This window comes from Pseudomonas sp. NPDC087804 (assembly GCF_044742965.1).
In the GTDB taxonomy this organism is placed as follows: domain Bacteria; phylum Pseudomonadota; class Gammaproteobacteria; order Pseudomonadales; family Pseudomonadaceae; genus Aquipseudomonas; species Aquipseudomonas rustica.
The window spans coordinates 1,091,545-1,115,658 of the sequence record NZ_JBIUVN010000001.1 but is presented as its reverse complement, the minus strand read 5'-3'; the positions used below and the strand labels follow the sequence as shown (position 1 = coordinate 1,115,658).

The window sequence follows — 24,114 nt, the reverse complement described above, 5'->3', positions numbered from 1 at the left end:
AACATAAGTGTTGGCTGATAGACCGCTTTCGCGAGCAAGCCCGCTCCCACAGGGGATGTAGCGTCAGGGCTGGATCAGTTGTCGTAGCCGAGGTTCGGTGCCAGCCAACGCTCGGTCACGCTCAGCTCCTGGCCTTTGCGCGAGGTGTAGCTGGCGATCTGATCCTTATCGACCTTGCCCACCGCGAAGTACTGCGCCTGCGGATGGGCGAAGTACCAGCCGCTGACGGCTGCCGCCGGGAACATTGCGTAGTGCTCGGTGAGGAACACGCCGCTGCGGCCGGCGCGCATTTCTTCGGCCTCCGGGTCGAGCAAGGCAAACAGCGCGGCTTTCTCGGTGTGATCCGGGCAGGCCGGGTAGCCCGGGGCCGGGCGGATGCCGCTGTATTGCTCTTTGATCAGCGCTTCGTTGTCGAGGGTTTCGTCCTTGGCATAACCCCAGTGCTCTTTACGCACTTGCTGGTGCAGCCATTCGGCGCAGGCTTCGGCCAAACGGTCGGCCAGCGCTTTGACCATGATCGAGTTGTAGTCGTCGCCAGCGTCCTGATAGGCCTTGGCGACTTCTTCGGCGCCGATGCCGGCGGTGGTGATGAAACCACCGACGTAGTCGGTCACTTCGCTGTCTTTCGGTGCGACGAAGTCGGCTAGCGAGAAGTTTGGTTTGCCGTCGGTCTTGATGATCTGCTGGCGCAAGTGATGCAGTTTGGCCAATGGCTGGCCGTCATCACCGTACAGTTCGATGTCGTCGTCATGCACCTGATTGGCCGGCCAGAAACCGAACACCGCACGGGCGCTGATCAACTTCTCGTCGATCAGTTTGGCGAGCATTTCCTGCGCGTCTTTGTACAGCGAGGTCGCGGCTTCACCGACCACTTCGTCTTCGAGGATGCGCGGGAATTTGCCGGCCAGATCCCAGGAGATAAAGAACGGCGTCCAGTCGATGTATTCGGCGAGGACTTTCAGGTCGATGTTGTCCAGAACCTTGCTGCCGGTGAAGGTTGGTTTAACGGGCTGATAAGTCGCCCAGTCAAACTGCGGCTTCTTGGCGACGGCCGCTGCGTAGCTCAAACGCTCGGTGCGGGCGCTGCGGTTAGCCGTACGCTCACGCACATCGACGTATTCCAGACGGGTCTTCTCGACGAAACCGGCCTTCAATTCTTTCGACAGCAACTGCGTCGCCACGCCGACCGCGCGGGAAGCGTCGGTCACGTAAACCACGGCATCGTTGCTGTACTTCGGCTCGATCTTCACCGCGGTGTGCGCTTTGGAGGTAGTCGCGCCACCGATCATCAGCGGTAGGTGGAAATCCTGACGCTGCATTTCGCGCGCAACGTGCACCATTTCATCCAGCGACGGCGTGATCAGACCAGACAGGCCGATGATGTCGCACTTCTGTTCCTTGGCCACTTGCAGAATCTTCTCTGCCGGCACCATCACGCCGAGGTCGACGATGTCGTAGCCGTTGCAACCGAGCACCACACCGACGATGTTCTTGCCGATGTCGTGCACGTCGCCCTTCACGGTGGCCATGAGGATCTTGCCCTTGGCTTCCGGTTTGTCGCCTTTTTCCAGTTCGATGAACGGGATCAAGTGAGCCACGGCCTGCTTCATCACGCGGGCGGATTTCACCACTTGCGGGAGGAACATTTTGCCGGCGCCGAACAGGTCGCCGACGATGTTCATGCCGGACATCAGCGGGCCTTCGATCACTTCGATCGGGCGGGCGAACGACTGGCGCGATTCTTCGGTGTCTTCAACGATGTGCGTGGTGATGCCTTTGACCAGCGCATGCTCCAGACGCTTGTTGACCTCCCAGCTACGCCACTCTTCGGTCTCGGCTTCCTTGACGCTGCCGTCGCCCTTGTACTTGTCGGCGATGGCGAGGAGGGCGTCGGTGCCGTTTGGCGTGCGGTTGAGCACCACGTCTTCAACGGCGTCGCGCAGCTCTTGCGGGATCTGGTCGTAGATCTCCAGTTGACCGGCGTTGACGATGCCCATGGTCAGGCCCGCGCGGATCGCGTAGAGCAGGAACACCGAGTGAATCGCCTCGCGCACCGGGTTGTTGCCACGGAACGAGAACGACACGTTGGACACACCGCCCGAGGTCAGCGCATACGGCAGCTCGTCGCGGATGTAGGCACAGGCGTTGATGAAGTCGACCGCGTAGTTGTTGTGCTCTTCGATGCCGGTGGCGACGGCGAAGATGTTCGGGTCGAAGATGATGTCTTCCGGCGGGAAGCCGACTTCGTTGACCAGAATGTCGTAGGAGCGTTTGCAGATTTCTTTCTTGCGCGCTTCGGTGTCGGCCTGGCCGGCTTCGTCGAACGCCATCACCACAACGGCGGCGCCGTAGCGCTTGCACAGCTTGGCGTGATGGATGAACTGCTCGACGCCTTCTTTCATGCTGATCGAGTTGACGATGCCCTTGCCCTGAATGCACTTCAGACCGGCTTCGATCACTTCCCATTTCGACGAGTCGATCATGATCGGTACGCGCGAGATGTCCGGTTCACCGGCGATCAGATTGAGGAAGGTCACCATGGCCTTCTTCGAATCGAGCATCCCTTCGTCCATGTTGATGTCGATCACCTGCGCGCCGGCCTCGACCTGTTGCAGGGCGACTTCCAGCGCTTCGGTGTAGTTGTCTTCACGGATCAGTCGGGCGAATTTCGCCGAGCCAGTGATGTTGGTGCGCTCGCCGACGTTAACGAACAGCGAGCTGCGATCGATGGTGAACGGCTCCAGACCCGAGAGGCGGCAGGCCTTCGGAATGTCCGGAATCTGACGCGGTGCGTAACCGGCGACGGCTTTGGCGATCGCTTCGATGTGCCCCGGTGTGGTGCCGCAGCAGCCGCCGACGATGTTGAGGAAACCGCTCTGGGCGAATTCTTCGATGACCTTGGCGGTTTCCGACGGCAGTTCGTCGTACTCGCCGAATTCGTTCGGCAGGCCGGCGTTCGGGTGCGCGGAAACGTGGGTGCTGGCCTTGTTCGACAGCTCTTCCAGATAAGGACGCAATTCACTGGCGCCGAGCGCACAGTTGAGGCCAACGGAAATTGGCTTGGCGTGCGCCACCGAGTTCCAGAACGCTTCAGTGGTCTGGCCCGACAGGGTACGGCCGGAGGCGTCGGTGATGGTGCCGGAAATCATGATCGGCAGTTCTAGGTGCAGCTCTTCGAACACGCCTTGCACGGCGAAGATCGCCGCTTTGGCGTTGAGGGTGTCGAAAATGGTTTCGATCAGGATCAGGTCGGCGCCGCCCTCGATCAGGCCTTTGGTGGCTTCGGTGTAGTTTTCCACCAGTTCATCAAAGGTGACGTTGCGATAGCCCGGGTTGTTGACGTCCGGCGACAGCGAGCAGGTGCGGCTGGTCGGGCCGAGTACGCCGGCAACGAAACGCGGCTTTTCCGGGTTTTCGGCAGTCTTGGCGTCAGCGATCTTGCGCGCCAGTCGTGCGCCTTCTACGTTTAACTCGTAGGCCAACTCTTCCATGCCGTAGTCGGCCATGGAAATGCGGGTGGCGTTGAAGGTGTTGGTTTCGAGAATGTCGGCGCCGGCATCCAGATAGGCTTTTTCGATGCCACCGATCACGTCAGGGCGGGTCAGCACCAACAGGTCGTTGTTGCCTTTGACGTCGCTCGGCCAGTCGGCGAAGCGTTTGCCGCGATAGTCCTGCTCTTCGAGCTTATAGCTCTGGATCATCGTGCCCATGCCGCCATCGAGTATCAGGATGCGCTCTTTGAGAGCTTGCTTGAGAGCTTGAAGGCGGACGCTGCGATCGGACATTTGGACTACTCGGAAAGACCATTACGAAGGAGCGGGATCATAACAAACCTGTGCGGTTTTAGAGCATGTGGCGCTTTTGCATGAATATCGCTCATGTTGGTACGGGCCTCATAATGTAGAATCGCGGCGTTTTTTTATAAAATCGGGATCAGCAGCATGTCTTACCGCGTCATGGGTTTTGTGTTGCTGTTTCTCAGCTGGGGCGCCGTGGCGCAAGAGCCAGCGGCTGCTACTGCCATTTCTCCATCTATTTCCTACACCCGCGACATCCAGCCGATCTTCACCGAGAAGTGCGTGGCCTGCCATGCGTGCTACGACTCCGCCTGCCAGCTCAATCTTGGCAGTGGCGAAGGCGCGGCCCGTGGCGCGAGCAAAATGCCGGTGTATGACGGCGAGCGCACTAAAGCGGCGCCGACCACGCGATTGTTTTACGACGCCTTCGGCAAACGTGCCTGGCAGCAGAAAGACTTCTATTCGGTACTCGATGCGCAGGGCAGCCAAGCGGCGCTGATGGCGCGGATGCTCGAGCTGGGGCACAAGACGCCGCTGACGCCTAACGCCAAGTTGCCCGAAGACATTGTTCTGGGGTTAAACCGCGCAAATCAATGCGCAATGCCTGCCGAATTTGAAGGCTACGCCGGTGCTCACCCGAAAGAGGGCATGCCGCTGGCGGTCACTGGCCTGACCGATCAGCAATACCAGACGTTGCAGCGTTGGCTCGCCTCCGGTGCGCCGATCGACGAACAAGGCCTGGCACCGAGCGCCAAAGAATCCCTGCAAATCGTTCAGTGGGAAAACCTCCTCAACGCTCCCGGCGCCCGCGAAAGCCTGGTCGGCCGTTGGCTCTACGAACATTTGTTCCTCGCGCACCTTTATTTCAAGGACGGCGAGCCGGGGCATTTCTTCCAGTGGGTGCGTTCGCGCACGCCGACGGGTCAACCGATCGACCTGATCGCCACCCGCCGCCCCAACGATGATCCGGGCACGCAGGTGTATTACCGCTTGTGGCCGGTGCAAGGGGTGATCGTGCACAAAACCCACATCACCTACCCACTGAGCGCGGCGAAAATGGCGCGGGTGAAAAGCCTGTTTTACAGCGGCAACTGGCAGGTCAACGCCTTGCCCGGTTATGGGCCGAACAGCCGTGCCAATCCATTCGCTACGTTCGAAGCGATTCCGGCACAGGCGCGTTATCAGTTCATGCTCGATAACGCTGAGTATTTCGTCCGCACCTTTATCCGTGGGCCGGTGTGCCGTGGGCAGATCGCGACGGATGTGATCCGCGACAACTTCTGGGCGCTGTTCCAGGCCCCGGAGCACGACCTGTACATCACCGACCCGAACTATCGCGGGCAGGCCACGCCGTTGCTGGCGATGCCGGGGCAGAACGACGACGTCGGCAGCGTGCTGACCCTGTGGCACAACTACCGCGACAAACGGAATGAATACGAGGCCCTGCGCCGCGACAGCTATGCCGAAGTCCCTGCGCCGAGCTGGTCGACGCTGTGGGCCGGCAACGACAACGCGCTGCTGAGTATCTTCCGCCACTTCGACAGTGCTTCGGTGACCAAAGGCCTGATCGGCGAAGTGCCGCAAACCATGTGGTTGTTCGACTATCCGTTGCTGGAACGCACCTATTACCAGTTGGCGGTCAACTTCGACGTGTTCGGCAACGTCTCCCATCAGGCGCAAACCCGTCTGTATTTCGACCTGATCCGCAACGGCGCCGAGCAGAATTTCCTGCGTCTGATGCCTGCTGATTCGCGCGAGGACTACCTCGATGATTGGTACCAGAGCAGTGGTCAGTTCAAGATGTGGCTGGATTACGAGTCGATTGACGACGACACACCGACCGCGCTGAAACTCAACGAAAAGGATCCGAAATACGACTTCGCCATGCAGTTGCTGGCGCGTTATGGCGACCTGAATGCGCGGCCTGACCCGATCAACCGTTGCGACAATGCTTACTGTTCACGGCCGAATATCGACCCGGCACTGCAAAATGCCGAACAGGCGCTGAGTCGCCTGACCTCGCGGCCAGCGGCTGGTTTGAAGGTGATCGACCAATTGCCGGAAGCGACCATGCTGCGCATTGAAACGGCCAGCGGCAAACGCGAGGTTTACAGCCTGCTGCGCAACCGCGCGCACAGCAACGTGGCGTTCCTCACCGGAGAATCGCTGCGTTATCAGCCAGGGCTGGACACGTTGACCATTTATCCCGGTGTGCTCAGCAGCTATCCGAATTTCATCTTCAATATCCCGGCTGATCAGGTGCCGGCGTTTGTCGATGCCATGGACAGTGCCAGGGATCAGGCGCAATTCGAGAAAATCGTCGAGCGCTGGGGGATTCGCCGCAGTCATCCGCAGTTCTGGTTCTATTTCCATGATCTGAGCCGCTACATCCACGAAACCGACCCGGTGGAAGAGGGCGTGCTCGATATGAACCGCTACGAGAATCTTTGATCTTTTGAGGCCCGCCCGCTGTCCCACGCATAAGCAACACCACAAAATTCCTCTGTAGGAGCTGCGGAACGCTGCGATCTTTTGATCTTGAAAATCAAAATCAAATGATCGCAGCGTTCCGCAGCTCCTACATGAGTTCAGCGCCATATCGAAGTGTTCGGATGACGTTGGGGTAGTGGTGGATTTGAGGGTGTGGACGGGAGCGGGTGATGTTGATTTCAGTGCAAGCCCTGCGTGCGCTGGCCGCGTGGACGGTGGTCTGCCACCACTTCATGCAGATTTTCTTCGACTTCGAAGCGCGCGGGCCGATTGGGCAGTGGTTCATCGACAAAGGCGCGGTGGGCGTCGATGTGTTCTTTGTCATCAGCGGTCTGGTGATCTTCCTTTCCACCGGAAATAAGCCGCTGCCCCCCGCGCGGTTTCTGCTCTATCGCCTGTTTCGCATCGTCCCCGCGTATTGGCTGTACACGGCGCTAATGGCGCTATTGGTGGTGTTCGCCCAGCCGTTGCTGCCCGATCAAACCGTGGATTGGGGGCATTTTCTACTGTCGTTGCTGTTCATCCCGACTGAAAATCCCGGCGGCTACGGAATCTACCCGACGCTCAACGTCGGCTGGACGCTGAATTACGAAATGCTCTTCTACGTGCTGTTTGCCTGGGCGCTGCTGTTTCGCTTGCAAGTGCGTCTGCTGGTGGTCGCCGCGCTGCTGTTTGCGGTGAGTCAGGCGTGGACGGGGTTTGGCTGGATCAGCGAGTTTTATCGCTCGGACATCGTTTACGAGTTTCTGCTGGGGATTGGCATTGGCATGCTCCATCGTCGCGGCTGGATCGGCGCCGGTTTATGGCTGCCGCTGGCCGGGATTGTCGCGGCGTTGCTGGCGATTTATCACTTGGCGCCGGCGCCACGGCTACTCAATTGGGGCGTGCCGAGCGCGGTGCTGGTGATGTCGTGCATGGCGCTGGAGCGTTATGTCGAGCGCAGCCGGTTGCTGAAACTGCTCGGCGACTGCTCGTATTCGGTGTACTTGATGCACGTGCTGGTGCTCTCGGCGGGCGGTTTTCTCGCGCGTCGTTACGGGATCAATCCGTATCTGATGTTCGTCGTCTGTGCGCTGGCGATCGGCGTTGGTTCGTGGTTGAGCTACGAATGGGTGGAAAAACGCAGTTACCGTTGGCTCAAAGCGCGGGTCGATGGCGAGCCTGACGAGAATCTTTCCCGACAAAAATACTAGGACTTTGTCCGGCGCAACGATTGGCGTAAACTGCGCCCAAGCCTGCGAGGAGTTTCCATGACCGCTATTACCATTACCGACGCCGCCCACGATTACCTGGCTGATCTGCTTTCCAAGCAGAACACCCCGGGCATCGGCATCCGCGTCTTCATCACCCAGCCTGGCACCCAGTACGCCGAAACCTGCATTGCCTACTGCAAGCCGGGCGAAGAAAAACCTGAAGACACCGCGCTGGGGCTGAAAAGCTTCACCGCGTATATCGATCACTTCAGCGAAGCGTTTCTCGATGACGCCGTTGTCGACTACGCCACCGACCGCATGGGTGGCCAACTGACCATCAAGGCGCCGAACGCCAAAGTGCCGATGGTCAACGCCGACAGCCCGGTCAACGAGCGCATCAACTACTACCTGCAAACCGAAATCAACCCGGGGCTCGCCAGCCACGGCGGTCAGGTCAGCCTGATCGATGTGGTTGAAGACGGCATCGCCGTTCTGCAATTCGGCGGCGGCTGCCAAGGCTGCGGCCAGGCGGACGTGACCCTGAAGGAAGGCATCGAGCGCACCTTGCTTGAGCGTATTCCGGAGCTGAAAGGCGTACGCGACGTGACCGACCACACGCAGAAAGAAAACGCCTACTACTAAGGTGTTCGCTGCGGACAAGAAAAACGGCGCTGTGGCGAGGGGATTTATCCCCGATGAACTGCGCAGCAGTTCCAATTCAGGCAATGCATTTTCCCGTGATGAATGCATTGTCTGAAGCCACAGAATCAAAAGTTCGCAGCCTTCGGCAGCTCCTACATTGGAATGTATTTCCCTGTAGGAGCTGGAGAAGGCTGCGATCTTTTGCTTTCAGGGCCTGTAAAGGTGTGCATGCCCCGCGCGATACAACGATGACTCGCTAAACACCTCACTCCCCAACACCCGACCCACCAGAATCAACGCCGTGCGCCGAAAACCCTTGGCCTCAACCTTCTCGGCAATGTCCGCCAGCGTCCCCACTACCCAATCCTGATCCGGCCACGTCGCCCGGTGAATCACCGCAATCGGGCAATCCGCGCCGTAATGCGGCAGCAACTCCAGCAGAATCTTCGGCAAATGATTAACGCCCAGATGAATCGCCATGGTCGCACCGTGCTGCGCCAGACTGCCCAGCTCCTCACCCAGCGGCATCGCGGTTTTATCGGCATAGCGGGTCAGAATCACGCTTTGCGAGACATCCGGCAGGGTCAGTTCCGCCCCCAGCAACGCCGCACACGCCGCCGTTGCCGTCACGCCGGGAACGATCTCAAACGGAATATTCAACTCGCGCAGATAACGAATCTGCTCACCAATCGCGCCATACAGACTCGGATCGCCGGAATGCACCCGCGCCACATCCTGACCGTTCGCGTGCGCGGTTTTGATCAGTTCGATGATCTGTTCCAGATGCAATTCGGCGCTGTTGACCACTGTTTCAGCCTGATGACCGTCCAGCACTGCCGCCGGTACCAGCGAGCCTGCATAAATGATCACCGGGCAGCTGCGAATCAGCCGCTGGCCTTTGACAGTGATCAGTTCCGGGTCGCCGGGGCCGGCGCCGATGAAGTAGACGGTCATCGCTAAATCCTGTGAAAAAAAGGCATGGCCAACACTTCAGATGAAGATTGCTCATGATCAATGGCGGGGATTATCGGGAATTTACGCAGCGCCGGCCAATGCGAAGGTGGCCTGAGCGTATTTTTGTCGGGAAATCAGCAATTTTGCCGGTGCCTGAATCAACTGTTCGGCGAGGGCCAGCGCGGCACTTTCGGCGACGCCGTAGCAACCGGTGCGTTCGTAAGCAATCTCGGAACGGTGGCTGAGACGTTCCTGATAACTGGCCAGTTCTTCGCTGCTGAAGTACAGCAGCGGCAGCGCCAGTTGCGCGGCGAGCTCTTGCAAACCGGGCTCGTCGCGCTTCAGGTCGATGCTGGCCAAGGCCTTGATCGCTTGCAACTCAATGCGATGCGCCTGTAACGCCTGATCAAGTAACGCGCGCAGCGTGCTGACGGGGCAGCCGCGCTGGCAACCCAGGCCGACCACGAAGGTCGGCGCTGCGCTGTCATTCGTCATGCGTGGTATTGGCCATCGCTTTTGCGGCGGAACAACCAGGCGCTGATCAGGCCCAGGGCCAGCCAGAACGCTACGTTGGTCAGCTGCGAAGCGATTTTGAACTGCGCTTCCAATGCATCAGGGGCGAGCATCGAATGCACTTCCGGCTGCGGCGCGCCGATCACGTGCGGCACGGCGAGGATCGCCACACCGAGAACTTTCATGAGCCAGTGACGGCTGAACGCGATCAACGACAGGCCGACAGCGGTCGACGCGGCCGTGCCGATCCACCACATCTGTCGCGAAGCCAGATCAGCAGCGGCGGTGCCCGGCAGTTCTGGTGGCAGACCCAAGGTCGGCGCGAGGACGAACGTGGCGTAACCGGCCAGACCCCAGAGCAGGCCTTGCGAAGTTTTGGTGGGCGCACGGAGGGTGTAGAGACCGGCGAGCATCAGGGCGAAACCGACGGCGACGACCAGATTGCCACCGGTGGTCGAAACCACGCGCTGCCAGCCGGGCTCCGGCTCCCAGGCTTCGGCATCGTGGGTATGGCCGGCCATGGCGCCTTCGGCGTGTTCATGCACGGCGACGGGTTCGGATTTTTCGAAAGTTTCCGCTTGAAGAATCAGTGGCGAGACCCAGAAGCTTTGCAGCAGGGTGAGGAGCAGGGCGGCCAGAAGCCCGGTAAAACCTGCGGTTTGCGCAATACGCTTGATCATGTCGGCAGGTCTCAGTGGCACGGGAACGCGGCGCTGTGGCGGGTATCGTGGGCGGCGTTGTGTACCGCTTCGATGTGCGAGAAACCGGCGAAGTAGACCAGGCCGGCACCGAGGATCGACGCGAAGATCGCGGCGGTCAGGCGTTGGCTCAGTGTGGCGGTGCTGGCGATTTTGTCCGTGTTGCTGCCGGTGCTGCTGATGATCGACATGGCGCTTCCCTCTGGAGTGTCAGTGGGTGATTTGAGCGCATGAAAACCCCTGCGGGTCGGGCTCGCAGAGGTTCGAACAGCGCCCGCCCACCGCGGGTTTGTTATGTTCAGCTGCGCACGAGGTGCGCGCTGTGTGTTAAGGGCCGGTCTCCGGGCTCACGAGGGGTTGGCGTCAGGCCGACCTGCAAGCGTCTCCTTCCCATGCTTTTGGGCACAGTGGTTTTGACGCTTCGCTCGCTTACCGTTGCGGGGGCAGCACCGGACTGACATGGCTTGAGTAAAGCACATGATTCACCGGTTTCCCGTTTCACCCTGTGAAGGGCACCCGTAACAAGTTGTGTAGGAGAGCATGGGGTTGGGTTTTTAGTCAATTTTTTGGGGTGGATCCGTTGCTGCGGGTGTGGCTGGTTATGGTTCCGCCCTTACGGCGGGTCACTTTTGGCAAACGCCCCAAAAGTAACCAAAAGGTCTGTGCCCTGACGTTCGGCCCTCGCTGTGGCTCGGGTTCCTTCGCTGCGGGATTGATCCGGGGGGCAGCGCCTACGGTTTGCTTCGCTGCACCTCCTCTCGCTGTGTTTGGCTGCGCCAAACGGTCGCTGCGCTCCCACCCCGGATCAATCCCTCCACTCAGCCTGCCGACGGGCTCCGAGATCAAGATCAAAAGCAGGCGAGCTGACACTCGGCTTATTGAGTGGTGAGGAGCGGGGGGCGCACGGCTTTTGATTTGTGTTGTTGCTGCCCCTCACCCCAGCCCTCTCCCGAGGGAGAGGGAGCCGATTTTTGGGCTTTTCAAAATGTGTGTTCGACTCGGTATTCCACGTCGGCGTACCTCTCCCAATCCACGCAATCAGTCCCCTCTCCCTCCGGAAGAGGGCTAGGTGAGGGGCTCTTGATTTAGATTTTCAAGCTCAAGCTCAACTCGGTATCTCAAGTCGGCGCATCTCTCCCAGTCCACGCAATAAGTCCCCTCTCCCTCCGGGAGAGGGCTAGGGTGAGGGGCCTTTGATCTTGATCTGGCTTTTGATCTCAAGCCCCTTCGGCAGGCCGAGTGTAGGTGTCCATCCGGGGATCAGGCGCGTAGCGCCGTGCGGCGTAGCCGCACACATCGAGAGGAGGTGCAGCGAAGCAAACCGTAGGCGATGTCCCCGGATGGACACCGTAGCGAGGGAACACTGAGCCTCAGCGAAGTGCCGTACGCCGGGGCGAAGCCTTTTCGGTTACCTTTTCGGCGTTTGGAAAAGGTGACTCGCTGTAAGAGCGAAACCGCCAGTAGCAGCAACCGCAGCAACGGATATGCTCACATAACCAAAACCCAACCCCATTGACCGGTCACCACCCGATGCGTAGCCTTGCGCATTCGAGGTTCTTCGGCCCACGCCGAAGCTAAGAAGGGAACGCGGTCAATGCCGCGGCTGCCCCCGCAACTGTGAACGGCGCTGTTCGCTGCCACGCCACTGCCAGCTCAACCCATGAGCCAGCGGGAAGGCGCAGCCAACGCCAGGCCCTGCGCCTGAACGCCGTCAGCCAGGAGACCTGCCTCGTCACAGATTCTCAATTTCAACCGGGCGGGGTGATCCGGTGGCGAACTCTCCGGGCACGCACGCGCGTTGCCGGTTCTCGTCCCGTATGCCCGCCGCTTGCCAAAGGGCATACCGATGAAAACACTGGCCAAACTCCCCGTCACCATCGTCACCGGCTTCCTCGGCTCGGGCAAAACCACGCTGCTGCGGCACATGCTCGACAACGCGCAGGGCCGTCGCATCGCGGTGATCGTCAACGAGTTTGGCGAGTTGGGCATCGACGGTGAAATCCTCAAGCAATGCACCATCGGTTGCAGCGAAGAAGAAGCGGTTGGCCGCGTGTACGAACTGGCTAACGGCTGCCTGTGCTGCACCGTTCAGGAAGAGTTCTTTCCGGTGATGCGCGAACTGGTCGCCCGTCGCGGCGACCTCGACCATATCCTCATCGAAACCTCGGGTCTGGCCCTGCCAAAACCACTGGTGCAAGCCTTCCAGTGGCCGGAAATCCGCAGCGCCTGCACCGTTGATGCGGTGATCACCGTGGTCGACAGCCCGGCTGTGGCTGCCGGCACCTTCGCCGCGTTTCCGGATCAGGTCGATGCGCAGCGCAAACTCGACCCGAACCTCGACCACGAGTCGCCGCTGCACGAATTGTTCGCCGACCAACTGGCCAGCGCCGACCTGGTAATCCTCAACAAGGCCGACCAGACCAGCCCGGAAGACCTCGCTCGCGTTCGCGCAGAAGTCGCCGAAGAATTGCCGCCCGCCGTCAAAATCATCGAAGCCAGCAACGGTCGTGTGCCGCTCGACGTGTTGATCGGTCTCGGCGCCAGTTCCGAAGAGCACATCGACAGCCGCCACAGCCATCACGATCACCACCACGGTGAAGGCGATGACGATCACGATGACCACGATCACGACGCTTTCGATTCGATCTCCATCGAACTGCCGCAAGCCGACGAAAGCCTGCTGCTCGACGCCCTTACGCAACTGGTGGTCAAGCACGGCATCCTCCGTGTCAAAGGTTTCGCCGCCATCCCGAACAAACCAATGCGTTTGCTGATCCAGGGCGTGGGCACGCGTTTCGACAAGCATTTCGACCGTCAGTGGGGCGCCGATGAAGCGCGCGTCACGCGTCTGGTGTTGATCGGTCAGGAACTCGACGCCGCCCAACTCGAAGCGCAACTGCGCGCCGCGCTCAGCGTTTAAACCATGCACCTGCTCAGGACTCAGCCCGGCGGTTTCGTCTCGGATGACAACATTGCCGACCTTGGCCAAACCCCCGCCGAGCTGGTGATCCTGTGCAGCGGCGACTCCAGTCTGGCGCTGCTCGCCGAAGCGGCGCAGCAGTTGCCCGAGGATTATCCGAGCCTGCGGCTGGCCAATCCGATGCAGGTGCAGAATCACGCTTCGGTCGATTTGTACGTCGATGAAGTGCTGCGCCACGCCAAGGTGATTTTGATTTCGCTGCACGGCGGCATCGCCTATTGGCGGTATGGCGTCGAGCGTCTGGTCGAGTTGGCCGAACGCGGTGTGCAGGTGATTCTGGTGCCGGGCGATGACCGGCCTGATCCGGAGCTCAGCGACTTGAGCACCGTTAATGCCGAGGATCGCGACCGCCTCTGGCAGTTCCTGCGTCAGGGCGGCCTAAGCAATGCACTGGATTTCTTTCGTTGCATGGCCAACCGTTGGCTGGCCCGCGATTACGCATGGGATGAGCCGCAAACCCTGCCGCGCACGGCGATTTACCACCCGACTAAAAACACCGCTGCACTGAGTGACTGGCAAGCCGAATGGCTGCCTGAGCAACCGGTCGCGGCAGTACTGTTTTACCGCTCGCATTTGCAAGCGGCGAACACCGCGTTCATCGATGTGTTCTGCCAGCGCTTGCAAGCGGCGGGTTTGAATCCGCTGCCGATCGCGGTGGCCAGTTTGAAAGAACCCGGCTGCTTGGCGGTGGTCGAGGATTGGCTGGATGAAGTCGAGGCGGGGGTGATTTTGAACACCACCGGTTTCGCCCAGTCCAGCCCCGAAGCGCCGCACCTGCGGCCGTTTCGCCGCAACATTCCGGTGATTCAGGCGATCTGCGCGCAGGACAACGAGCCCGGTTGGCGCGACAGCGAGCAAGGCCTCGGCCCGCGTGATCTGGCGATGCACATTGCCTTACCAGAACTCGACGGACGCATCATCAGCCGGCCGATCAGCTTCAAGGATCTGGCGTGGCGCAGCGAGCGCAGTCAGTCCGATGTGGTCTGCTACCGCGCGCAACCTGAGCGCATGGATTTTGTCGCTGAACTGGCGCGGCGCTGGATCGAACTGGCGCGGGTGGCGAACGCTGAAAAACGCATCGCGTTGATTCTTGCCAACTACCCGACCCGCGATGGGCGCATCGGCAACGGTGTTGGCCTCGACACCCCGGCAGCGGCGCTGAATATTCTTCGCGCGTTGCAGGCCGAGGGTTATCCGATCACGGCAGAGTTGCCGGGCAGCGGCACCGAGTTGATCCAGCAATTGCTCGGTGGCGTCAGCAACGATCTCGACACGATTGACCTGCGCCCGTGCCAGCAAAGCCTGGCGATGGACGCTTATTTAGCGATGTTCAATGCGCTGCCCGAAGCCAATCGCGCTGCGGTGGTCGCGCGTTGGGGATCGCCGCAAAACGATCCGATGTGCCGCGACGGCCGCATGATGATCGCCGGTCTGCGCTTCGGCCTGACCTTCGTCGGCATTCAACCGGCGCGCGGGTATCAGGTCGATCCGAGCGCGGTCTATCACGATCCGGATCTGGTGCCGCCGCACGGCTATCTGGCGTTCTATTTCTGGCTGCGCAACACCTACGGCGCGCACAGCGTGATCCACGTCGGCAAGCACGGCAACCTCGAATGGCTGCCGGGCAAAGGCGTCGGCCTCTCGGAAAACTGCTGGCCGGATGCGTTGCTCGGGCCGCTGCCGAATATCTATCCGTTTATCGTCAACGATCCGGGCGAGGGCGCCCAAGCCAAGCGGCGCACGCAAGCGGTGATCATCGATCACCTGATGCCGCCGCTGACCCGCGCCGAAACCTACGGGCCGCTGCGCAATCTGGAACTGTTGGCCGACGAATATTACGAGGCGCAACTGCTCGATCCGCGCCGCGCGCGTGAGTTGCAGCGCGACATTCTGCAACTGGTGCGCGACACGCAGATTGATCGTGAATTGCAGCTTGATGCGGGGCTGGACAGTGACGCCGATGCGGCGATCTGGTTGCCGCGTCTGGACACGTATTTGTGTGATCTGAAGGAATCGCAGATTCGCGATGGCCTGCACATCTTTGGCGAGTCGCCGACGGGGCGCTTGCGCATTGATACGTTGTTGGCGCTTCTGCGTATTCCACGAGGCGATGGCAAAGGCGCGCAATCGAGCCTATTGCGAGCACTCGCCAAGGCATTCGAACTGGGTTTCGATCCACTCGATTGTGCGTTGGCCGAGCCATGGACAGGCCCGCGTCCCGAAGCACTGCAATCGCAAAGCGACGAGTCCTGGCGCACCGCCGGCGACACCCGCGAACGCCTGGAACTCTACGCCACAACCCTAATCTCCGATTCCCTGCAAATCCCTTGTAGGAGTGAGCCTGCTCGCGATAGCGGAGTGTCAGCCAACATTGATTTTACTGACACACCGCTATCGCGAGCAGGCTCACTCCTACAGGAACCGCGTTGGGCGGAGGTCTGCGCAATCATCGAGAATCTGCGCGACGTCGTCGCCCCACGCCTCGACGCCTGCGGCCCCGCCGAAATGCGCGGCCTGCTCGACGCCCTCAGCGGCCGCTTCGTACCCGCCGGCCCCAGCGGCGCACCCAGCCGTGGCCGCCTCGACGTCCTGCCCACCGGGCGCAATTTCTACTCGGTCGACGTACGCAACCTGCCCACCACGACCGCGTGGCGCATCGGTTTTCAGTCGGCCACGCTGATCCTCGAACGCCACCTGCAAGACCATGGCGATCACTTGCGCCAACTCGGCCTCTCCGTGTGGGGCACCGCGACCATGCGCACCGGCGGTGACGACATCGCTCAGGCCATGGCGCTGATGGGCGTGCGCCCGGTGTGGGCGACGGGCAGTCAGCGTGTCGACGATTTCGAGATTCTGCCGCTGAGCCTGCTCGACCGCCCGCGTGTCGACGTCACCCTGCGCGTCTCCGGATTCTTCCGCGATGCCTTCGCCAACCTGATTCGCCTGTTCGACGCCGCCGTGCAAGCCGTTGCCGCACTGGATGAGCCGGACGACCTCAACCCATTGGCGGCGAAAGTCCGCGCCGAACGCGAGGCGCTGCTGCAATCGGGCGTCGACGAAGACACCGCAAGACGTCAGGCCGGTTGGCGGATTTTCGGCGCCAAACCCGGTGCCTACGGCGCGGGCGTGCAGGGCGCCATTGACGGTCGTTTGTGGCAGAGCCGCGACGATCTCGCCGAGGTTTATCTGAACTGGGGCGCTTACGCTTACGGCGGTTCTGACGAAGGCACTGCCGCCCGCGAACAATTCGTCCAGCGCCTGAGCCAGGTGCAAGCAGTGCTGCAGAATCAGGACAATCGCGAGCACGACTTGCTCGATTCCAACGACTATTACCAATTCCAGGGCGGCATGCTCGCCGCCGTCGAAACGTTGCGCGGCGAAGCGGCGGCCAGTTATCACGGCGATCACAGCCAGCCGGATCTGCCGAAAATCCGCACGTTGAAGGAAGAGCTGAACCGGGTGATTCGCTCGCGGGCGGCCAATCCGAAATGGATCGACGGGGTCAAGCGTCACGGCTACAAAGGCGCGTTTGAAATGGCGGCGACGGTCGACAATCTGTTCGCGTTTGATGCGACGACGCAGTTGATCGAAGATCACCAGTACGCGTTGCTGGCGGATGCGTATTTGCTCGATCCGGCGACGCGGGATTTTGTCCGCGAGCATAATCCGCATGCGCTGCGTGATATGACTGAGCGGATGATTGAGGCGCAGCAGCGCGGGATGTGGCAGGAGCCGGGGGCTTATAAAGAGGCACTGGAGAATCTGTTGTTGGACATAGAAGAAAATATCTAGTGCGATTCCTTGTAGGAGTGAGCCTGCTCGCGATAGCAGTGTGTCAGTTAACTCGTTGTAGGCTGACACACCGCCATCGCGAGCAGGCTCACTCCCACAATTAAAAGCATTTCACCGACCATGACCGAGTAATGATGATGACCGACACCCCGCATTTCCCCCTCTCCGCCGTGGTCGGCGCCGATGACTTGAAACTCGCCCTGTGCCTCACCGCCATCGACCCGAAAATCGGCGGCGTGCTCATCGAAGGCCCGCGCGGCATGGCCAAATCGACCTTGGCCCGTGGCCTCGCCGATCTGCTCGCGAGCGGTCAGTTCGTCACGTTGCCGCTGGGCGCCACCGAAGAGCGCCTGGTCGGCACCCTCGACCTCGACGCGGCCCTCAGCGATGGCCGCGCGCAATTTTCTCCCGGCGTTTTGGCCAAGGCCGACGGCGGTGTGCTTTACGTCGATGAGGTCAATCTGCTGCCCGATCACCTCGTCGATCTGCTGCTCGACGTCGCCGCCAGCGGCACCAACCTGATCGAGCGCGACGGCATCTCCCATCGCCACTCGGCGCGGTTTGTGCTGATCGGCACGATGAACCCGGAAGAGGGCGAGTTGCGTCCACAATTGCTCGACCGTTTCGGTTTGAACGTCGCCCTCAGCGGCCACACCGCGCCGACCGAGCGCGGGCAAATCATTCGGCGTCGGCTGGATTTCGACAGCGATCCGCAAGGGTTTTGCGCGCAGTGGGAAACCCAGCAACAAGCCCTGCGCGAGCGTTGCGAACATGCGCGAAGTGCATTGGCCAACATCCCGCTGGACGACGCCGCACTGGCGCAGATCACTGAGCGTTGCTTTGCTGCCGGCGTCGATGGATTGCGCGCGGATCTGGTGTGGTTGCGCGCTGCTCGGGCGCACGCGGCATGGCGCGGTGCAGAGGCGATCAGCGAAGCGGATATCGACGCCGTTGCTGAATTCGCACTGCGCCATCGCCGTCGCGAGCAGACCGCGTCGAGTCCGCAACAACCACCGCAATCGCCAAGCGATGCTCAAGCTGAGCCGAGCGAAGGGCAAGGGCAGTGGGGCGATATGCCCGCGCCGGCCCTCGCCACCGGTGCTCGCCGCGAAGTGCCGAGCTGGCCAAAAAAGCTTTAGGCATTCGCCCCCGATCCGACGCGGGGGCGGATGCCAGACCCCGCGCTGGTCGGCTGGACAACGGACGCCAAGGCAAACGCCACGCCGCACGCAGCGGTTTGGTGAACTGGCCGGCGACGCTGCTCAACGGCCGCCCGCAAACTCGCGCCGATTTATTGTTTCAACTGCGCACCCGTACGCCGCATGAGTTGTGGCTGGTGATCGTCGATGCCTCGGCGTCTACCCGCCGGCATCAGGCCTTGAGCGATGCCAAAGGTCTGCTCGCGCAACTGTTCGACGATGCTTATCGCCAACGCGCACGGTTGGCGTTGTTGACGGCCAGTGGCTCGGCGCCGAAGTGGCAGGTGCAGGGGTTGAAAGCGTCCAGTGGCTTGCGCGTTTGGCTTGATGCTTTGGGCGCCGGCGGTGGCACGCCGTTGGTGGCGGCGTTGGCACAGGCGCAGCAATGGCTGACGGTGCGGCGCAAGCGTTTTCCAGCCGAGCAGCAGCGCTTGCTGGTGGTCACGGATGGGCGGTTGAAGGCGTGGACGGGGTTGCCGGCGCTGGCGTGTCCGGGGCTGTTGATCGATATCGAGCGAGGGCCGATTCGATTGGGGCGGGCGCGGGAATTGGCGGCGGGGCTGGCGGCTGAGTATCGGCATATTGATGAGCTGCTGTCGGTCTGACATTTGTGCGCTTTCAGAATCGAATCGCGAGCAGGCTCACTCCTACATTTGAAATGCGTTCCCCTGTAGGAGTGAGCCTGCTCGCGATGGCGTCAACTCGGTCTTAAGAAATCAACGACGACCGAGCAGCAACCCCACCACCAGACCAAAACCGGCCGAGATGGCCACGGTCTGCCATGGATGGCCGCCGATGTAGCTTTCGGTAGCATCTACCGCTGGCTTGGTGCGGTCGCGCACGCTCGACACCGATTCCAGTGCCTGCTGCAATTTCTGGGCGATTTGCCCGCGCAGGGTTTCCGCTTCCTCGCCAACCAGTGAAGCGCTGTTCTTCAGCAGTTTGTCGGATTCTTCGATTAACGCCTGAAGCTCACTGAAGGCTTGATCCTTGATTTGATCCTGGGCGGCTTGCACGGCGGATTTCCGGGCCATTGGGTGACTCCTTGCAGTTGAATGGACGTGATCAATGGAGTGCGACGGTGCGCGAAAAGTTGCACTGAATGTAGATCAACAGGCAAAACCTGCGCAGGAGATTTCCGCCGAGCGTGTAAGATGTCGCCATTTTACGCAGCAGGATAAATCCCCATGAGTTTCAATCTGGCCGACAAATCCCTCGCTGAGCGCGCGGCGCTCGAGGACGAGAAATCCCGTCTGTTCGAACTCTGGCAGAACAATCTGGGCAAAGCCAAAGGCGAAGCCGCGCGTTTGTTCGGCGAGCGCGGCAAGCGCAAAGGCAAATGGGCGGAATGGGTACGTTCGGAACTGGACACCATGTCGCCGCCGGAATTCGCCAACATGGTGCGCAGTGAAGTCAATCGCCTGATGGCAGCGAACAAGTAACGCCTCAGCCCGGTGTGAACGTGGCGGCAATCGCCTCGCGAACCTTCACCACCACTGGATCGATCTGTGTGCTGGTGCGCCAGCCGAGTTCGATCGGATAACGCGGCAACGGCAGCGGGCAGGGCAACAACGTCAGCCCGCTGATCGCCGCGATACTCTCGGCGGCGTGCGTCGGGATCGTCGCTACTGCCTGGCTGCCCTTGAGCAGATAAGGCAGCGCGGCAAAATGCGTGGTCGAAGCGCAGACCCGACGACTCAAACCCAGCGCCGCCAACCCCTCATCGGTAATCCCGATAAATCCCCCGGACGACACCAGCAAGTGCTCGCGGGCGACGAATTCCTGCAGATCGATCTGCTGCTGACCGGGCGCCAGGCTCGCGGGATCGACCAGGCACGCATAACCGCCTTCGCCTAACACCTGACGACTGAGCAGGCGCTCGGCAAAACCGCCGGCGGTGATTGCCAGATCGATGCTGCGCTCCATCAGATCGCGGGCGACGATCTGGCTGTGGGTCTGGCGGAAGATCAGGCGCAGTTTCGGCGCGCTGCGGGCAATTTCCTCGATCAGACGCCGGCCGTAGGCGATCTCGAAATCATCTGACAGGCCCACCGTCACCGAGCGCCCCTCGTACTGCTGCGTGGTCGGGTCGACCATCGCCAGACTCTGCCGACACTTGTTCAGCGCCTCGCTGACCACCGGTTTCAGCTGATTGGCTTTTAGTGTTGGCGCCAGACCGCGCCCGGTACGCACGAACAATTGGTCGCCATACACATCGCGCAAACGCCGTAACGCTGCACTGACAGCCGATTGCGTCACGCCCAGACGCAGCGCGGCGCGGCTGGCGCTGGACTCTTCATGCAGGGCTTCAAAGACTTTCAGTAGATTGAGGTCGACGGTGGCGATATTCATAAGGCTCATATCATTCAGCAGTGAATCGGGCTTTATTCATGATCCCGTGCGGCCGGAGAATCAGCAACACCTGATCTTATGAAGTGAACTGACATGGCCAAATCAATCGTTGCTGCGCTGCAAATCGGCTCCTTGCCGGGGGGCAAAGGCGAAACCCTCGAACAGATTCTCAGTTATGAAGCGGCCATCGTTGAGTCCGGCGCTGCGTTGGTGGTGATGCCGGAAGCGCTGCTCGGTGGGTATCCGAAAGGCGAGGGGTTTGGTACGCAACTGGGTTATCGCTTACCGGAAGGGCGCGAGGCGTATGCGCGGTATTTTGCCAACGCCATCGATGTGCCGGGTGTCGAGACTGATGCGCTGGCCGGTTTGTCGGCGCGCACCGGCGCCAATTTGGTGATCGGCGTGATTGAGCGCGCGGGTAGCACGTTGTATTGCACGGTGCTGTATATCGATCCGCACGAGGGTTTGGTCGGCAAGCACCGCAAACTGATGCCGACCGGTACTGAACGGCTGATCTGGGGCACGGGCGATGGCTCGACGTTGCCGGTGCTCGATACGCCGGTGGGCAAGCTCGGCGCGGTGGTCTGCTGGGAAAACATGATGCCGCTGCTGCGCACCGCGATGTACGCCAAGGGCGTAGAAGTGTGGTGCGCGCCGACTGTGGATGAGCGTGAGATGTGGCAGGTCAGCATGCGCCACATTGCTCATGAAGGGCGCTGCTTTGTGGTGAGTGCGTGCCAGGTGCAGGCGTCGCCGCGCGAGTTGGGTGTGGACATTGCCAACTGGCCCGCCGAGCGCCCATTGATTGCCGGCGGCAGCGTGATCATCGGGCCGATGGGCGACGTTCTGGCCGGGCCGCTGCGCAATGAAGCCGGCCTGATCAGCGCAGAAATCGACACGGATGATTTGATCCGCGCGCGTTACGACTACGACGTCGTCGGCCACTACGCCCGCCCGGACATCTTCGAACTCAGCGTTGACGAACGCGCAAAACCGGGCGTGCGGTTCACCCAATAACCCCAAACCACCGCGGACTTTGTAGGAGCCGAGCTTGCTCGCGAAAGCGGCGTGACAGCCAGCATCACCGTCACTGACCCACCGCCTTCGCGGGCAAGCCCAGCTCCTACAATGTTCGGCGGTGCTCATACATCCATCAGACACACAATCCCTGTGGGAGCGGGCTTGCTCGCGAAAGCGGTATGCCAGTCGATATCACCGTCGCTGACCCAACGCTTTCGCGAGCAAGCTCAGCTCCTACAATGTTCGGCGGTGCCCATACATTCAACAGACACACACAATCCCTGTAGGAGCCAAGCTTGCTCGCGAAAGCGGTATCCCGGCCAACAACCAACCCAACTGACACTCCAAAATTCAATCCCCCACAGCCCAATCACGCACCAGACGGCCCAATCGCGCAGCCATTTCGCGACAAACCGAAACTGTCATATTCAGTATCACTTCGCTCCGCATAGTCAGCAGCCCAACGCTTAAACAATGAGGCTGCACCGTGTTTCAACGTCTTGTGTGTTCGCTGTCCGTACTGAGCCTGTCCATCGCCGCTGCTCACGCTGCCGAGTCCGTGCCCCTCGACACGCCGCGCTTGAAAAGCATCGACAACTTCCGCGATGTCGCCGGCATCACCACTGCCTATTCCACCGCCCACGACGGCACCATGCGCACGGGCGTGTTCTATCGCTCCAACGCGATCACGCCGTCGGCGGCAGACTTGGCGACGCTCAACAGCCTTGGCATCAAAGCCGTCTACGACCTGCGCACCCCGAGCGAAATCGCCGGCACGCCAGACACCATGCTCAACGGCGCGAATTACCAAAACATCGACATCATCGGCGCCACCACCTCCGGCTCCAACATCACCAACATCAGTTTCAACAGCGCAGCCGACGCCGTCGCCATGATGGAACAGACCAACCGCGCCTTCGTCAACGATGCCGGCATGCGCAGCCAGTTCGGCACGCTGTTCAACGCGCTGGCCAGCGTCGACGCCGCGCAACTGTTCCACTGCACCGCCGGTAAAGACCGCACCGGCTGGACCGCCGCCGTATTGCAAAGCATCGCCGGTGTCGACAACGCAACAATCATGGCCAACTACCTCGCGACCAACGACTACACCGCCGCGCGCGTCGCCGCCACATTGAAAGCGATGCCGCCAAGCATGGCCGCCGTCTACGGGCCGCTGCTCGGCGTGCAGGCCAGCTACTTGCAGGCCGGTCTCGATGAAGTCACCGCGCAATACGGCACCATGGACAACTACCTCAAACAAGGCCTCGGCCTCTCGCAGGAAACCATCTACGTCCTGCGCGGCAAGCTCGTCGAATACAACAGCCTGCCGGGTCAGGCCGGATTGATGGGCAACGCCGCTGCCGGCGCCGAACTGCTCCGCGAATTGCAGAACACCAATCTGTCCGGCACCTACAGCGCCTACAACTATTACCTGCAATCGGCCATCGACGCCGGCACCCTCGGCGGTGTCGAATCCCAGGTCGGCGGCCAGGTGCACGCTGACGCCGCGAGCTACCTGCTGCGCCAAAACGCGATGATCGAACAAGCCGCCGCACCGTTCGCCAGCGGCACCGACCTCAAAGTCGGTCAATACCGCTTGTGGACGACCGCGCTGGCCGGTTACCTCGGCACCGACGGCTCGTCCCACGCCGAAAGCAGCAACGAACACAGCCAAGGCCTGATGGTCGGCATCACCCAACGCTTCAGCGAACAACTTAGCGCACGCGGTGGCTTCGGCTACAGCAAAGGCACCGTCGGCGGTGCGGGTGGCGAAGCCGACACCGACTTCACTTTCCTCAACGTCGGCGCCCGCTACGGCTTCACCAGCCTGGAACAAGGCCTGTTCCTCGACGCCAATGCCAGCGCCGGCTACATCGACTACGACAGCAAACGCGACCTCGGCGGCGGCCTCGGCTCAGCGAAGGGCGACACCCACGGCAACCTCACCGGCGCCACGCTGGCCCTCGGCTACCGCGCCCCGGTCAACGGCATGGTTTTCGAGCCGAGCCTGGGCTTTCGCATCAGCCACCTCGACCTCAACGGCTTCACAGAGAAGGGCAGCGAACTCGCCCTCGACGTCGACGACAACACCGCCACCCGCCGCAGCGCCGTCGCCAGCCTCAACGTCGGTTTCGCCCCGGTGGCGATGGGCGCATGGCAACTGGTGCCGGGCGTACAAGTGGGTTACGAACGCACACTGGGGGATAACGAAGTCGACAGCCAAAGCCACCTGCTAGGGCTGGATATCGAACAACGCGCCGCCTTCGACAACCGCGATCAGTTCACTGGCGGGGTCAACGTCATGGCCAACCTCGGCGCCCTGAGCCTGGGCGCAGAAATCGGCGCCAATGGCGGCGGCGACAGCCACGGCTTCAACGGCGGCCTAAAAGCCAGCTACGCCTTCTAATAAAAGCGAGGTCAAGGACGACCCCGCTCCAAAACACACCGCAAAACCCAATGTGGGAGCGGGCTTGCTCGCGAAAG

The 24,114-nt window shown here is 61.1% G+C and carries 17 protein-coding genes and 2 riboswitches; of the genes, 10 read left to right on the top strand and 7 right to left on the bottom strand.

Going from position 1 to position 24,114, the window contains the following annotated elements; translation table 11 throughout:
- Window positions 1-74: 74 nt before the first annotated feature.
- A complete protein-coding gene (gene metH / locus ACIOMO_RS04830; protein WP_401238592.1) occupies window positions 75-3,785 on the bottom strand; it encodes a methionine synthase in 3,711 nt (1,236 codons plus the stop codon).
- A 156-nt stretch (window positions 3,786-3,941) separates the two neighbouring features.
- On the opposite strand from metH, the gene ACIOMO_RS04825 reads away from it, so the two are divergent.
- From ACIOMO_RS04825 to nfuA, 3 genes are all read left to right on the top strand, one after another.
- Entirely contained in the window at window positions 3,942-6,248 is a 2,307-nt protein-coding gene (locus tag ACIOMO_RS04825; protein ID WP_401238590.1) for a fatty acid cis/trans isomerase, read from the top strand.
- Between the two features lie 209 nt (window positions 6,249-6,457).
- Window positions 6,458-7,480, top strand: a complete 1,023-nt coding sequence (locus ACIOMO_RS04820; protein WP_401238587.1) for an acyltransferase family protein — start codon at window positions 6,458-6,460, stop codon at window positions 7,478-7,480.
- A 57-nt stretch (window positions 7,481-7,537) separates the two neighbouring features.
- Window positions 7,538-8,122: a Fe-S biogenesis protein NfuA gene (nfuA, locus tag ACIOMO_RS04815; RefSeq protein ID WP_007912592.1), complete on the top strand. Its 585-nt coding sequence runs from the start codon at window positions 7,538-7,540 to the stop codon at window positions 8,120-8,122.
- Between the two features lie 207 nt (window positions 8,123-8,329).
- On the opposite strand, the gene cobM is transcribed toward nfuA, so the two are convergent.
- The 4 genes from cobM to ACIOMO_RS04795 all read right to left on the bottom strand — a co-directional run bounded on the left by cobM (window position 8,330) and on the right by ACIOMO_RS04795 (window position 10,478).
- Window positions 8,330-9,076 (bottom strand): precorrin-4 C(11)-methyltransferase, encoded by a 747-nt coding sequence (gene cobM, locus ACIOMO_RS04810; RefSeq protein WP_401238585.1) that lies wholly within the window; start codon window positions 9,074-9,076, stop codon window positions 8,330-8,332.
- Window positions 9,077-9,157: 81 nt separating this feature from the next.
- Window positions 9,158-9,571 carry a cobalamin biosynthesis protein gene (locus tag ACIOMO_RS04805; RefSeq protein ID WP_053120837.1) on the bottom strand — a complete coding sequence of 138 codons (414 nt, stop codon included), beginning with the start codon at window positions 9,569-9,571 and terminating at the stop codon, window positions 9,158-9,160.
- Window positions 9,568-10,269, bottom strand: a complete 702-nt coding sequence (locus ACIOMO_RS04800) for a CbtA family protein (RefSeq protein ID WP_401238582.1) — start codon at window positions 10,267-10,269, stop codon at window positions 9,568-9,570. Before ACIOMO_RS04800 ends, ACIOMO_RS04805 begins: the two co-directional genes overlap by 4 nt.
- An 11-nt stretch (window positions 10,270-10,280) precedes the next feature.
- On the bottom strand, window positions 10,281-10,478 hold the full coding sequence (locus tag ACIOMO_RS04795) for a CbtB domain-containing protein (RefSeq protein WP_053120833.1): 198 nt from the start codon (window positions 10,476-10,478) through the stop codon (window positions 10,281-10,283).
- A gap of 123 nt (window positions 10,479-10,601) precedes the next feature.
- Window positions 10,602-10,822, bottom strand: a riboswitch (cobalamin riboswitch).
- Between the two features lie 999 nt (window positions 10,823-11,821).
- Window positions 11,822-12,034, top strand: a riboswitch (cobalamin riboswitch).
- Between the two features lie 99 nt (window positions 12,035-12,133).
- Between ACIOMO_RS04795 and cobW the strand changes: the two genes are divergently transcribed.
- The 4 genes from cobW (at window position 12,134) to ACIOMO_RS04775 (ending at window position 18,863) form a co-directional block, all read left to right on the top strand.
- A complete protein-coding gene (cobW, locus tag ACIOMO_RS04790; protein WP_053120831.1) occupies window positions 12,134-13,207 on the top strand; it encodes a cobalamin biosynthesis protein CobW in 1,074 nt (357 codons plus the stop codon).
- A 3-nt stretch (window positions 13,208-13,210) separates the two neighbouring features.
- A complete protein-coding gene (gene cobN, locus ACIOMO_RS04785; protein ID WP_401238578.1) occupies window positions 13,211-17,059 on the top strand; it encodes a cobaltochelatase subunit CobN in 3,849 nt (1,282 codons plus the stop codon).
- 137 nt (window positions 17,060-17,196) lie between these two features.
- Window positions 17,197-18,198: an ATP-binding protein gene (locus ACIOMO_RS04780; protein WP_400755532.1), complete on the top strand. Its 1,002-nt coding sequence runs from the start codon at window positions 17,197-17,199 to the stop codon at window positions 18,196-18,198.
- The gene (locus ACIOMO_RS04775) at window positions 18,180-18,863 is read left to right on the top strand and encodes a VWA domain-containing protein (RefSeq protein WP_401239434.1); all 684 of its coding nucleotides are present in this window, start codon (window positions 18,180-18,182) and stop codon (window positions 18,861-18,863) included. The genes ACIOMO_RS04780 and ACIOMO_RS04775 overlap by 19 nt, the downstream gene beginning before the upstream one ends.
- A gap of 111 nt (window positions 18,864-18,974) precedes the next feature.
- Here the strand turns inward: ACIOMO_RS04775 and ACIOMO_RS04770 are convergent, their stop codons facing one another.
- Window positions 18,975-19,292, bottom strand: a complete 318-nt coding sequence (locus tag ACIOMO_RS04770; RefSeq protein WP_008088645.1) for a YqjD family protein — start codon at window positions 19,290-19,292, stop codon at window positions 18,975-18,977.
- A gap of 153 nt (window positions 19,293-19,445) precedes the next feature.
- On the opposite strand from ACIOMO_RS04770, the gene ACIOMO_RS04765 reads away from it, so the two are divergent.
- Window positions 19,446-19,700, top strand: coding sequence for a hypothetical protein (locus tag ACIOMO_RS04765; protein ID WP_053120827.1), 255 nt, complete (start codon window positions 19,446-19,448; stop codon window positions 19,698-19,700).
- Between the two features lie 4 nt (window positions 19,701-19,704).
- On the opposite strand, the gene ACIOMO_RS04760 is transcribed toward ACIOMO_RS04765, so the two are convergent.
- Window positions 19,705-20,619, bottom strand: coding sequence for a LysR family transcriptional regulator (locus ACIOMO_RS04760; RefSeq protein ID WP_053120825.1), 915 nt, complete (start codon window positions 20,617-20,619; stop codon window positions 19,705-19,707).
- 84 nt (window positions 20,620-20,703) lie between these two features.
- On the opposite strand from ACIOMO_RS04760, the gene ACIOMO_RS04755 reads away from it, so the two are divergent.
- Window positions 20,704-21,627 carry a carbon-nitrogen hydrolase family protein gene (locus ACIOMO_RS04755; protein WP_401238573.1) on the top strand — a complete coding sequence of 308 codons (924 nt, stop codon included), beginning with the start codon at window positions 20,704-20,706 and terminating at the stop codon, window positions 21,625-21,627.
- 490 nt (window positions 21,628-22,117) lie between these two features.
- Window positions 22,118-24,037 carry a tyrosine-protein phosphatase gene (locus tag ACIOMO_RS04750; protein WP_401238571.1) on the top strand — a complete coding sequence of 640 codons (1,920 nt, stop codon included), beginning with the start codon at window positions 22,118-22,120 and terminating at the stop codon, window positions 24,035-24,037.
- Window positions 24,038-24,114: the final 77 nt, after the last annotated feature.